The following is a 12,505-nucleotide window of genomic DNA, read 5'->3' as shown; positions in this document are numbered from 1 at the left end:
GGCCAATATTCTGCCCCGCATACAAAAGGAGCCGGGCATCGCTGCCCGGCTCCCACACTGTTTCCTGTATGCAAAAAACCGTTACGGTTTACGCGCCACGGGCCATGGCCGGGGCCTCGAAACCGATCACGCGCGCATATTCCGTGGGTACGACATGCCAGAAACGCGGCAGGGTCCTGTCCCAGTTATGCAGCAGCAGTTCGGCATAACGACTGCCGGTTTCGCGCGCATGGATCTCCACCTGCTCGCGCAGTACGGCTTCCCATTTCGGATCCTGCACGCGGCACCACATGACCGTATCGGGGTTGACCCGTTCGGCAAAGGTGCCGCTGACATCATAGACGAAGGCCATGCCACCGGTGAAGCCCGCGCCGAAATTGTCGCCAATTTCCCCCAGGATCACCACTGTGCCGCCGGTCATGTATTCACAGCCGTTGGAGCCACACCCCTCGACCACCGCGGTAGCACCCGAGTTACGCACCGCAAAGCGCTCACCCGCCTGTCCCGCCGCATACAGCGCGCCTGCTGTCGCGCCATACAGCACCGTGTTGCCGACAATCGCGTTCTCGTTCGACACAAGGCTGGAAGACGGCGAGGTACGGACCACGATGGTCGCCCCCGAAAGACCCTTGCCCACATAGTCGTTCGCATCGCCCAGCACTTCAAGCTTGAGGCCCTGCACCGCGAATGCACCCAGCGACTGCCCCGCCGAACCACGCAACCGCACTGTCAGGTGCCCCGGCGCGAGTGTGCTCATGCCGAACTGCCGCACGATCAGCGAAGAAATGCGCGTGCCGATGGCGCGATGCGTGTTCTGCACGTTGTACTGCAACTGCATCTTCTCGCCGTGATCGAACAGCGGGCGCGCATCAGCGATCATCTGCGCATCCAGCGTCTCGGGCACCTCGTTGCGGCCTTCGCGTGTGCAGTAGCGGCCATAGGGGCCGGGATCGGCCTGGGCCAACAGCGAATTGAGGTCAAGGTCATCCAGATAATCCGCCCCGCGCAGCACCTGATGCAGCAGGTCGGTGCGACCGATGATCTCGTTAAGCGTGGTGAAGCCCAGCGAGGCAAGGATATTGCGCACGTCCTCGGCAATGAAGGAGAACAGGTTGATCACCTTCTCCGGTGTACCCTCGAACTTCTTGCGCAGTTCCTCGTCCTGCACGCACACGCCCACGGGGCAGGTGTTGGAGTGGCACTGACGCACCATGATGCAGCCCATAGCCACGAGGCTGGCCGTGCCGATACCGAACTCTTCTGCCCCCAGCATGGCGGCGATCACCACGTCACGGCCGGTTTTCAGGCCGCCATCGGTGCGCAGCTTCACCCGATGGCGCAGACGGTTGAGCATCAGTACCTGATGTGCCTCCGCCAGCCCCAGTTCCCACGGCATGCCCGCATACTTGACCGAAGACTGCGGGCTTGCGCCCGTGCCACCGGAATGCCCCGAAATCAGGATCGCATCCGCCTTGGCCTTGGCCACACCTGCGGCAATCGTGCCGATGCCCGAACGCGCAACCAGTTTCACGGTCACGGTAGCCTCGGGGTTGATCTGCTTGAGATCGTAGATGAGCTGCGCCAGATCCTCGATCGAGTAGATGTCGTGATGCGGCGGCGGCGAGATCAGGGTCACGCCTTCGGTCGCATGGCGCAGCTTCGCGATCAGGCCGGTCACCTTGAAACCGGGCAACTGCCCACCCTCGCCGGGCTTGGCACCCTGCGCCATCTTGATCTCGATCTCGCGGCAGTCATTAAGGTACTGCGCGGTCACGCCAAAACGACCCGACGCGATCTGCTTGATGGCAGACGAGGCATTATCCCCATTGGGGCGGGGCTTGGCGCGTGCCGGGTCTTCACCACCCTCACCCGAATCGGACTTGGCGCCAATGCGGTTCATCGCAATCGACAGCGTTTCATGCGCTTCGGGGCTGAGCGCGCCCAGCGAAATGCCCGGCGCGATCAGACGTTTGCGCAGTTCGGTAATGCTTTCGACCGATTCTACGGGGATGGGTGTGCGCCCGCCACGGAAGTCCAGCAGGTCACGCAGGGCCACCGGCGGCAGGCGGCGCACGGCATCGGCATAACGCTGGTAGATGGAAAAGCTGCCGGTGCCCACCGCTGTCTGCAGCATGTGGATCAGGTTGCCGTCAAACGCATGCACTTCACCGCTGCGACGCAATTTGTAGCGCCCACCGACGGAAAGCGTCTCCACCTGTCTGTTCCACGCCTTGTGGTGGAAGCTCAGCACATTACGCGCGATACCGGTCAGGCCGATACCGGAAATGCGCGAGGGCATGCCGGGAAAAAATTCCGCCGTCAGCGCACGCGAAAGCCCGATAGCCTCAAAATTGTAGCCGCCACGGTACGACGCCACGATGGAAATGCCCATCTTGGACATGATCTTCAGCAAGCCTTTGTTCACCGCCTTGCGGTAGCGCTCCACCGACTCGCTCAGCGTCAGCTTGCCGAACAGGCCGCGGCGGTGGCGGTCGGCAATGCTTTCCTGTGCAAGGTACGGGTTGACCGTAGTCGCCCCCACCCCGATCGTCACCGCGATCGCATGCACATCCAACGCACCGGCGGAACGGACATTGAGCGAAGTGAACGTCCGCAGAGACTGGCGTACAAGATGCGTATGCACCGCCGCCGTGGCCAGAATCATGGGGATGTAGGCGCGCTCGCCCGACTGGTGCTCATCTGTCAGGAACACATGGGTGCAGCCCTGGCGCACGCGGTCCTCGGCCTCGGCGCGGATGCGCGCGATGGCGGCGCGCAGCCCGGCCTCGCCTTCGGCAGCGGGGAAGGTGCAGTCGATGATACAGGCGTTCTTGCCACAGAACTCGACCAGCGCCTGGAACTCACCCGTGGTCAGCACCGGAGAGGGAAGCTGGAGCAGATCGCACTGGCTCTCGCTTTCCTCAAGAATGTTGCCAAGGTTGCCAAGGCGGGTCACGAGGCTCATCACCCGCGTCTCGCGCAGGCTGTCGATGGGCGGGTTGGTGACCTGGCTGAACGCCTGGCGGAAGTAATGTGCAAGCCCCCGGTAGCGGCTGGACAGCACCGCAAGCGGTGTGTCATCGCCCATCGACCCGATGGCTTCAGACGCGGTTTCCACCATCGGCTGCAGGATGGTTTCAAGGTCTTCCAGCGTCAGGCCAACGGCCAACTGCCGGCGGCGCAGCATCTCGGCATCATACAGCACGGGTTCGCTGCCATCGGGGCGGACAATGGAGGAAATTTCCTGCGTATGCTTGACCCAGGCCGAGAAGTCCTGCCGACCCGACAGTTCATCGAGCAGTTCCTCGTTGCTGTACAGCTTCGCGGTTTTCAGGTCGAGTGCAAGCGACTGCCCCGGCCCAAGGCGGCCACGGCTGACGATATCGGCTTCGGGCACCTTCACCATGCCCGTCTCGGACCCCACGATTAGCAGGCCGCTACCGGTCACGGTATAGCGCAGCGGGCGCAGGCCACTGCGGTCAAGACCCGCAACCATCCACCGTCCGTCGGTCGCGCAGATGGCGGCCGGGCCATCCCACGGTTCCATCACGGCGTTGCAGTAAGAATACATGTCCTTGTGCCGCTGCGGCATGGCGGAATTGCCGCCCATGCTGGCCGGCACCATCAGGCAGCGCGCCATGGGCGCATCACGACCGGCGAAGGTCAGCAATTCGAACACGTTGTCAAAACATGCCGTATCCGATCCCTGTGCCTGCACCACGGGCTTGAGGTCATCCATGTACGGGTCAAGGATGGGATCGGCCAGACGGGTCTCGTGGCTTTTCATCCAGTTGACGTTGCCGGAAATGGTGTTGATCTCACCATTATGGGCCAGCCTGCGGAAGGGCTGCGCCAGCTTCCATGTGGGGAAGGTGTTGGTCGAGTACCGCTGGTGATAGATGGCGAAGCGACTGACAAAACGCGGGTCGAGCAGGTCGGGATAGAATTCCGTCAGGTGTTCGGCCAGGAACATGCCCTTGTAGATTAGCGACCGGCACGACAGCGAACAGACATACAGGTCCACCTGATTGGCGATGGCACTTTTCTCGATCTTGCGACGGATCACATACAGGTCGCGCTCGAACTCGGCCTCGTCACTGCCGGGCAGGTTGCGGATCAGGATCTGCTCGATTTCGGGACGGGTGGCATTGGCCTTCTCACCAATACAGTCAGTATTGATGGGCACCTGGCGCCAGCCATAGATGCTGTAACCGAAGGCGAGAATCTCGCTTTCGATGATCTGGCGGCAGCGTTCCTGTGCCGCGATATCGGTCTTGGGCAGGAAGATCATGCCCACCGCGATCTGGCTGTCCACACCGCTTTCCGCACCGCCGGCATGGATTGCATCGGCAAAGAAGTCCTGCGGGATCTCGACATGGATGCCAGCACCATCGCCGGTCTTGCCATCGGCATCGACAGCGCCTCGGTGCCATACGGCCTTCAGCGCCGCAATACCGGCCTCCACCACGTCGCGGCGCGGCTTGCCATCAAGGGCTGCGACCATGCCCACGCCACAGGCGTCATGTTCATCGGCAGGGGTGTACAGGCCAGAAATAGCCTGTGCATTGTCCTGCCATTCCTGAACGAAATCGGTGGGCTGGTTTTCAAACTGATCCATCATGCTTACTCCGCCACCTCGGCCTGTGCGGCCGTCAATTCCTCAAGCCATGCGTGCATCTGCGCTGCGGCATCCCGCCCGTCGCGGATGGCCCACACCACCAGGCTGGCCCCGCGCACGATATCGCCTGCGGCAAACACGCCGGGCAGGCTGGTCATGAACGTCTTGCGATCCACCATGAGCGTGCCCCAGCGCGACACCTCCAGTTCCGGCTGCCCCCACAGTGTGGGTAGCGGTTCGGGGTCGAAACCCAGCGCCTTGACCACCATGTCGGCTTCCAGCGTGTACGCGCTGTTTTCCACCGGCTCGACCGACTGGCGGCCCGACGCATCGGGCAGGCCCAGCTTCATGCGGATGGCGCGTACGCCGGTCACGTGGCCTTCGCCCTCGAACGCCTGGGGAGCGGCCAGCCACACGAACTCGACACCCTCTTCCTCGGCGTTCTTCACCTCACGCACGGAACCAGGCATGTTCGCACGGTCACGGCGGTACAGGCACTTCACCGATTTCGCACCCTGACGGATGGCGGTGCGCACGCAGTCCATGGCCGTATCGCCACCACCGATCACCACGACCGACTTGCCCGCGGCATTCAGTTCGCCATTGTCATATTGCGCAACCTTATCGCCCAGCGAGACGCGATTGGACGCGGTCAGGTAATCCAGCGCGCGCACGATACCACCCAGCCCCGCGCCGGGACCGCCAATATCACGCGACCTGTACACACCCGTTGCGATCAGCACACCATCATGCCGTGCGCGCAGGGTGGAAAACGCGATGCTGTCCGCGCCATCCGCATCGCCAATGCCCTTGCCCAGATGGAACTGGATGCCTGATTCCACCAGCAGCTTATGGCGGCGCAGGACAATGTCCTTTTCCAGCTTGAAGCCGGGGATGCCATACATCAGCAGGCCACCAATGCGGTCGTAGCGGTCATAGACATGGACCTGATAGCCCTGCTCGCGCAACTGGACCGCCGCGGCAAGGCCACCGGGACCGGCACCGATGATGGCAACGCTCCCGTCACGTTCGGCCACCGGCTTCACTGGCTTCACCCAGCCGTTATCAAACGCGGTATCGGTAATGTAGCGTTCGACCGCGCCGATCGTGACACTCTCGAAGCCTTCCTCGATCACACAGTTGCCTTCACACAGACGGTCCTGCGGGCAGATGCGGCCACAGATTTCCGGGAAGGTGTTGGTGGCGGATGACAGTTCATATGCCTCCTCCATCCGCCCTGCCGCCGTCATCATCAGCCAGTCGGGGATGTTGTTACCCAGCGGGCAGTGCACCGAGCAGAACGGCACGCCACACTGCGAGCAGCGCGAGGCCTGCGCCTCGGCCTTTGCGGGCACGAATTCAGCATAGATTTCATTGAAATCGTTGCGGCGCGCCTCGGCAGCCCGCTTGTCCGGCTGCTCCTGCGCCACAGAGACGAATTTCAGCATGCGCTCGGCCATCGGTCTGCCCCCGGGGTGTGACGGATAAAGGTAAGGATGCCACGGCCACGCCTGCGCGCCATGGTCGAGGGACAGACCTACGCACCCCCTTGCGAAAAGAAAAGACAGCAGTACTGACTAAATGATGGAAAAACGGCAAATTCCCCCGGTTTTCTTTCCTCAACCCAGGATCAGGTCCATCGGGGCAGGTGTAATACCCAGCATTGCGATGGTGCGGGAGCCGGGTGCTACGACATTATCGACGTACAGCAGGCGGACCTGGTCGCGCGTCAGCATCCTGCCCGGCAGGTGCTCAAGCACGCTGGCCTGCGCATTAGCCAGCCAGCGCGGCACCTCGAACAACGGGCGCGGGTGGCCCGACCACTGCGCCGCCCATGCCACGATCTGGCGCATGGTCATGATTTTTGGGCCGCCAAATTCAAACACGGCGCCCGCCACGGACTCCCCGGTTGCGATCCGCAGCATGCCCTCGGCCACATCTCCTACCCAGACCGGCTGGAACCGGGTGGCCGCCCCGAATACCGGCATCACCGGCATGAGCCGCGCCATGCGCGCGAACATGGCAGGGAACGCACCATCCACCCCGAATATGAGCGAGGGCCGGATAATGACAGCCTCGGGCATGGCACGGGTCACGACACATTCCCCTTCCGCCTTGCTGCGCGCATAGGCGGAAGGACTGTCGAGCGCGGCTCCGATGGCCGAGACATGGATCAGTCGCCCCACCCCCGCGCATGCGGCCAGGCGGGCGACACGCCCTGCTCCCTCCACATGGATCGCCTCGAAAGTCGTACGCCCGTGCGGCGAGAGGATCCCCACCAGATTGATGGCAAGGTCACATCCTTCCAGTGCCGCGACGCACCCGGCTTCATCGGTAATGGAGGCGACAACCGGCACCACCTGCCCCACATCACCCTGCATGCGCATGCAGGCGGCGTCGCGCGCGGTGCGCCCGGCCACGCGCACCACATATCCCGCCCGCGCCAGACGCCCCACGACGGAGCGGCCCACGAATCCCGATCCGCCAAAAACCGTTGCCACCTTACGTGTCATGAACTGCTCCCGCGCATGGCGCATGATTGCGCTGTCCGCCATTTTTTGCATGCGACCCCATGGTGGCACAGTCAATTCTGCCCGCGCATCCGGCCCCGCCCGCACGGGGTGGAGAAAAAATACGCCTGATTTCAAAAAAAAAGCATTTAGCCTGTTGACCGCTCCCCCCTGCCGGACTAAACAGCGCTCACACCACCCCGGCGGCCTCCGCTGGGGAGCCTCTGAGCCCAGATGGCGGAATTGGTAGACGCGCAGGTTTCAGGTACCTGTGGCCGCAAGGTCGTGGAAGTTCGAGTCTTCTTCTGGGCACCATATCTCTTCAAAACTGGATATTACTCCCCTCCGGGGGCGGACAGGGCAGCCCCTTTGGGTCTGTCCCCTTATCTTTTTGCCTGTTCCCCCGTGCAAATTGGTGTAAACCGCCCACGAACCCATCCTTTACGCACGGGGCCGCCAGCCAGTACGGTCCCGGCCCGGCACGGTCTGCAACCCAACGGATGGCATTGCTTGCGGTTGCGTTCCAGACCTGCCACCGTGAAGGCGATATCGTGACGGAGCGTTTTCAACATGGCTGCAAGCCCTGCACCCGATACCATCCATTTCCATCGCGGCGACCTGCCCGCCGATGTGGTCTTTACGGGCATGGTGGCGGTCGATACCGAAACGATGGGGCTGAACCCACACCGGGACCGGCTGTGTCTGGTCCAGCTTTCAGCAGGGGACGGGCAGGCCCACCTGGTGCAGGTGACACAGGGCGCCACGGCGGCGGACTACCCCAACCTTATCCGCGTGCTGACCGATGGTCATATAACCAAGCTCATGCATTTCGCCCGCTTTGATGTGGCGATCCTCCAGCACACGTTTGGCATTACCGTTGCTCCCTCCATCTGCACCAAGATCGCCTCCAAGCTGGTGCGTACCTATACCGACCGCCATGGTCTGGCCAATCTGTGCCGGGAACTGCTGGGGGTGGAACTGAGCAAGCAGCAGCAGAGTTCGGACTGGGGCGCGCCGGACCTTACGCGCGAACAGTTGTGCTACGCGGCATCTGACGTACTTTACCTGCATGCATTGTGGGCAAAACTGGACGTGCTGCTTCACCGTGAAGGCCGACGCGCGATGGCGCAGGCCTGCTTTGATTTCATGCCCACGCGTGCACGGCTTGATATACTGGGTTATCAGGACCCGGACATTTTCGCGCACCGGGCCGCCTGACACCGCTCCCGGTTCTACCGGCAGCCTGTCGCAACAACACAGATCGGGCATGAACAGCAGCCTTTCCCCCTTCCCCGCCTCCGCTTCCAGCGAAAGCACACGCACGCCACAGGCGCGCATCCTGCTTGATGCCTGCAATGTGCTGCGTACCGAATCCGCAGGCCTGCACGCCATGATCGCGGCACTGGACGCCCCCCCCACGCCAGATGGGGGGGGGCTGGGGCAGGCCTTCATCCAGGCCATCACACGCATCCTGTCGGACAACATGCGCGTGGTCGTGACCGGCATTGGCAAGTCGGGGCATATCGGGCGCAAGATACAGGCCACCCTGGCCTCTACCGGCACGCCCGCCATCTTCGTCCACCCTGCCGAGGCCTCGCACGGGGATCTGGGCATGCTGCAGAAGGGAGATGCCGTGCTGGCCATCTCCAATTCGGGCGAGACGTCGGAGATGGCCGATATCATTTCCCACACCCGGCGCTTTGGCATGCTGCTCATCGCCATGACATCGTGCGCCGATTCCACACTGGCCCGCACGGCCGATATCGTGCTGCTGCTGCCCCGCGCGCCGGAAGCCTGCCCAAACGGCCTGGCCCCCACAACAAGTTCCACCATGCAACTGGCATTGGGCGATGCGCTGGCCATCGTGCTGCTGCAGCGTCGCGGGTTCAGCGCCAGCGATTTCGGCATCTTCCACCCCGGCGGCCGACTGGGCACGCAGTTGCGCCGGGTGCGTGAACTCATGCACCTGGGTTCCAGCATGCCGCTTGGCGCACCGGACATGTCGCTGCGTCAGGTGATCGTGGAAATGACCCGCAAGGCCTTTGGCTGCATGGGCGTGGTGGATGCGGACAACCGCCTGGTTGGGCTGATCACCGACCGCGACCTGCGCCTTGCGCTGGATCTGGACCTTGATCACACCCATGCCGCCGATATCATGAACACCCGCCCCCAGACCCTGGGGCCGGACGTGCTGGCAGCGGAAGCGCTGCGGATCATGAACGACCGCCCGCGCCCCATTTCCAGCATTTTCGTGCTGGATGATACGAACCAGCCTGTCGGCATCGTCCATCTGCACGACCTGCTGCGTGCTGGCATTGCATGACGGACCGGCCTGACGATACGGACGGCGGGAGCATACCCGAGCGCATCGAGCGCGAGGACTATACCCGCAGCGCCGACGATGTAGAGCGCCAGCGCAGCATATTCGACCTGTCCACCCGCACGCGGCTGCTGCCCAATGCCGCCGACCTTGCGCGCCGGCAGACCATCATGCGCTCGGCCAAGTGGATGCTGCCGCTGCTGGCCCTTATCCTGCTTGGGTCCATTGCCGCGTGGCCCGCTGTCGAACGCGCCGTAATCATGCATACCGGCACCATGGCGCAGATGAACCATGTGCGCGTGAAAAGCGGCAGCATGCTCAACCCGACCTATCGCGGGCTGGACGAGCATGGCCATCCCTACATGATTACCGCCGATGAGGCGCGGCAGGTCTCATCCGAACGCATTGACCTGACCAACGCCGCCGCCGATACCCTGATGGACAACGGAAACTGGCTGTACGTGACCGCGAATGAAGGTGTCTATATCCAGCACGCGCAAATGCTGGACCTGACACATGCGGTCACGCTCTATCGCAATGACGGAACCCTCATGCTCACCCCCACCGCCGATATCGACATGCGTCACAACATCATCGTAACCGACAGCTGGATCCATGGCGAAGGCCCGGTGGGCGTGATGGACGTGCAAGGCGGCATGCTAGACATCCATGGCGGCATCATGATGTTTCGCGGGCCGGGCCGCATGATCCTCAATGCAGCGGAAAGATCCAACTGATGGCGCGCCTCCTCTCCCCCCTGCCTGTGGGGGGCATCCTGCTCGGGCTGGTCGCGGCCACGCCGGTTATGGCGCAGGGACTGGACATGTCGCATGGCCAGCAGATCAACGTAACCGCCGCGGGCGGCTTCAACTGGGACCAGAATGCCCAGACCGTAACCGCCTATGACCGCGCCCAGGCCATAAGGGGGGACATGACCGTACGCGCCGACCGGCTGGTGGCCTTCTACCGCAAAAAGGCAGCCACCGCCGCTACCACGCCCGGCGCACAGGCAGGCAAGGCACCCGTAGCAGCAGCACAGCCCCCGGATGCAAAAGCCCCGCTAGCCGACCATCTGGGCGTTGCCCCCCCGCTGGAGACCCGGCGCCCCCACATCACTGATGATGGCGCGCCCCCCACCGCACCCGCCACCATACCGCCGCCCACACCCGTCCTGCCCAACGACCCTGATGTTGATACAAGCCTCACCACTACATCCGACACTCTGCCGCAGGATATGCCCACACCCGACCGGCCGCCCCCGACAGGCGTACCCGGCGGCCCCGCCACGGGTGCCCCGTCCAGCGATGCATCGGGCGACAGCAATGGCCCCGGCGGTGCGAGCGAAGTGTACAGGCTTGAAGCACTGGGCCATGTGCATGCCTTCACCACCAGCGATCAGGCATGGGGCGACCATGCGGTGTATGACGTGGACCAGGCGATCCTGGTCATGACCGGCCAGCATCTCAAGATGACCACTCCGCAGGATATCCTGACCGCGCGTGACGTACTGGAATACCATTCACATGAACACATGTCCGTTGCCCGCGGCAACGCAACCATGACAACCGATGACGGGCGGCAACTGCGCGCCGACGTGCTGGTGGGCTATGACCGACCCAAGGACCAGCGCAGCCACCCCCGGCGCGAATGGAATGACACCCATCCGAACGGCAAGAAGGACACCCCGGTCGGCACCGCCGATGACCGGCCCGCCCCCGGCGCGGGCACGATCGACCATGTGGATGCCTTCGGCCATATCGTGATCCGCACCCGTACCGAAACCGTAACGGGAGACCGTGGCGTGTATGTACCCGATACAGGCATTGCCCGACTGGTGGGCAACGTGCATATCACCCGTGGGGAAAATCAGGTCAGCGGCACGTCAGCCATCGTGAACATGCACACCGATATCGCAACGCTGACCGACAACCCCGGCTCACGTGTGAGCGGCCTGGTCATTCCGAACCAGGCAGGCAAGGGTGACAAGGGATCCGCACGATGAACACGACGCTCCCGGAACAGACCGCAGATGGGCCAGCCACCAGCGGACAGGCGGATGCCTTACCTTCGGGCGGGCTGATCGCCAGCGGCATCGGCAAGAGCTACAAGAAGCGACAGGTGGTGCGTGATGTCTCGCTACAGGTGCAGCGTGGCGAGGCCGTGGCCCTGCTTGGCCCCAACGGTGCGGGCAAGACCACAAGCTTCTACATGATCGTAGGGCTGGTACGGCCCGACATGGGCATCATCACCCTTGATGGCGCGGACATAACCCAGTTGCCCATGTACCGCCGCGCACGCATGGGCATTGGCTACCTGCCACAGGAATCAAGCATCTTTCGCGGCCTGACTGTTGAACAGAACATCATGGCGGCACTCGAGATCGTGGAGTCCGACCCCGACCGGCGGCAGACCATGCTTGATGGCCTGCTTGGCGAGTTTGGCATTACCCGCCTGCGCCATTCCTCGTCACTGGCGCTGTCGGGTGGCGAGCGGCGGCGGCTGGAAATTGCCCGCGCGCTGGCCAGCCAGCCGCATTATGTCCTGCTTGACGAACCGCTGGCCGGCATCGACCCCATTGCAGTGGGCGAAATCCGTGATCTTGTCGCCCATCTGAAAGATCGCGGAATCGGCGTGCTGATTACCGACCATAACGTGCGCGAGACGCTGGAGGTCATTGACCGGGCGTACATCATGCATAGCGGGCAGGTGCTGACCGAAGGACGGCCGGAGGAAATCGTGGCGAACGAGGATGTGCGCCGGGTATATCTGGGCGAAAAATTCACGCTCTAGCCCGCAATCCGCCTCGCCCTGTGCGAGGTAAGGCGACAGGCAAGCTCTCATTTATATAAAAACATACCATCTCTTATGCAAATAAAGAATGGACAGCAGGCATGCAACCATGCCCAAATATACCCGTTCGGGACCATGTGCCCGACTGGTACAACACAACAATACACACATCGCAGCCCATATGGGAGCACGCCCGGCGCCGCATAGATGAACCCATGAACTGAACGACCGTATTGTGTCTCCCGCAGGGAACTGCACTGTGATCAG

Annotated in this window: 8 protein-coding genes and 1 tRNA gene; 6 read left to right on the top strand and 3 right to left on the bottom strand. The window is 62.9% G+C overall.

The features are described 5' to 3' along the window. Nucleotides 1–88: 88 nt before the first annotated feature. From gltB to GLX_RS13490, 3 genes are all read right to left on the bottom strand, one after another. Nucleotides 89–4,621 (bottom strand): glutamate synthase large subunit, encoded by a 4,533-nt coding sequence (gltB, locus tag GLX_RS13500; protein WP_014106518.1) that lies wholly within the window; start codon nt 4,619–4,621, stop codon nt 89–91. Between the two features lie 2 nt (nt 4,622–4,623). Further along, nucleotides 4,624–6,078 carry an NAD(P)-dependent oxidoreductase gene (locus GLX_RS13495; RefSeq protein ID WP_014106517.1) on the bottom strand — a complete coding sequence of 485 codons (1,455 nt, stop codon included), beginning with the start codon at nt 6,076–6,078 and terminating at the stop codon, nt 4,624–4,626. A gap of 159 nt (nt 6,079–6,237) precedes the next feature. Further along, nucleotides 6,238–7,131, bottom strand: coding sequence for a complex I NDUFA9 subunit family protein (locus tag GLX_RS13490; protein WP_041247891.1), 894 nt, complete (start codon nt 7,129–7,131; stop codon nt 6,238–6,240). 225 nt (nt 7,132–7,356) lie between these two features. On the opposite strand from GLX_RS13490, the gene GLX_RS13485 reads away from it, so the two are divergent. The 6 genes from GLX_RS13485 to lptB all read left to right on the top strand — a co-directional run bounded on the left by GLX_RS13485 (nt 7,357) and on the right by lptB (nt 12,238). After that, nucleotides 7,357–7,443: transfer RNA gene (locus tag GLX_RS13485), tRNA-Leu, on the top strand. 255 nt (nt 7,444–7,698) lie between these two features. Further along, nucleotides 7,699–8,346: a ribonuclease D gene (locus GLX_RS13480; RefSeq protein WP_014106515.1), complete on the top strand. Its 648-nt coding sequence runs from the start codon at nt 7,699–7,701 to the stop codon at nt 8,344–8,346. A gap of 49 nt (nt 8,347–8,395) precedes the next feature. Continuing rightward, nucleotides 8,396–9,451 carry a KpsF/GutQ family sugar-phosphate isomerase gene (locus GLX_RS13475; RefSeq protein ID WP_014106514.1) on the top strand — a complete coding sequence of 352 codons (1,056 nt, stop codon included), beginning with the start codon at nt 8,396–8,398 and terminating at the stop codon, nt 9,449–9,451. After that, a complete protein-coding gene (gene lptC / locus GLX_RS13470) occupies nt 9,448–10,185 on the top strand; it encodes an LPS export ABC transporter periplasmic protein LptC (RefSeq protein ID WP_014106513.1) in 738 nt (245 codons plus the stop codon). Before GLX_RS13475 ends, lptC begins: the two co-directional genes overlap by 4 nt. Continuing rightward, nucleotides 10,185–11,450 (top strand): LptA/OstA family protein, encoded by a 1,266-nt coding sequence (locus GLX_RS13465; protein WP_014106512.1) that lies wholly within the window; start codon nt 10,185–10,187, stop codon nt 11,448–11,450. The genes lptC and GLX_RS13465 overlap by 1 nt, the downstream gene beginning before the upstream one ends. Next, nucleotides 11,447–12,238 (top strand): LPS export ABC transporter ATP-binding protein, encoded by a 792-nt coding sequence (lptB, locus tag GLX_RS13460; RefSeq protein ID WP_014106511.1) that lies wholly within the window; start codon nt 11,447–11,449, stop codon nt 12,236–12,238. Before GLX_RS13465 ends, lptB begins: the two co-directional genes overlap by 4 nt. The last annotated feature ends 267 nt before the right edge of the window (nt 12,239–12,505 follow it).

It is taken from the genome of Komagataeibacter medellinensis NBRC 3288, assembly GCF_000182745.2.
Lineage (GTDB): Bacteria > Pseudomonadota > Alphaproteobacteria > Acetobacterales > Acetobacteraceae > Komagataeibacter > Komagataeibacter medellinensis.
The sequence above is the reverse complement of the archived record's forward strand: the minus strand, read 5'-3'. Positions and strand labels throughout refer to the sequence as shown.

What these genes read in the sequence shown, in the direction of transcription:
- gltB (WP_014106518.1), bottom strand. Translation starts at nt 4,621, where the DNA reads ATGATGGATCAGTTTGAAAACCAGCCCACCGATTTCGTTCAGGAATGG.
- GLX_RS13495 (WP_014106517.1), bottom strand. Translation starts at nt 6,078, where the DNA reads ATGGCCGAGCGCATGCTGAAATTCGTCTCTGTGGCGCAGGAGCAGCCG.
- GLX_RS13490 (WP_041247891.1), bottom strand. Translation starts at nt 7,131, where the DNA reads ATGACACGTAAGGTGGCAACGGTTTTTGGCGGATCGGGATTCGTGGGC.
- GLX_RS13480 (WP_014106515.1), top strand. Translation starts at nt 7,699, where the DNA reads ATGGCTGCAAGCCCTGCACCCGATACCATCCATTTCCATCGCGGCGAC.
- GLX_RS13475 (WP_014106514.1), top strand. Translation starts at nt 8,396, where the DNA reads ATGAACAGCAGCCTTTCCCCCTTCCCCGCCTCCGCTTCCAGCGAAAGC.
- lptC (WP_014106513.1), top strand. Translation starts at nt 9,448, where the DNA reads ATGACGGACCGGCCTGACGATACGGACGGCGGGAGCATACCCGAGCGC.
- GLX_RS13465 (WP_014106512.1), top strand. Translation starts at nt 10,185, where the DNA reads ATGGCGCGCCTCCTCTCCCCCCTGCCTGTGGGGGGCATCCTGCTCGGG.
- lptB (WP_014106511.1), top strand. Translation starts at nt 11,447, where the DNA reads ATGAACACGACGCTCCCGGAACAGACCGCAGATGGGCCAGCCACCAGC.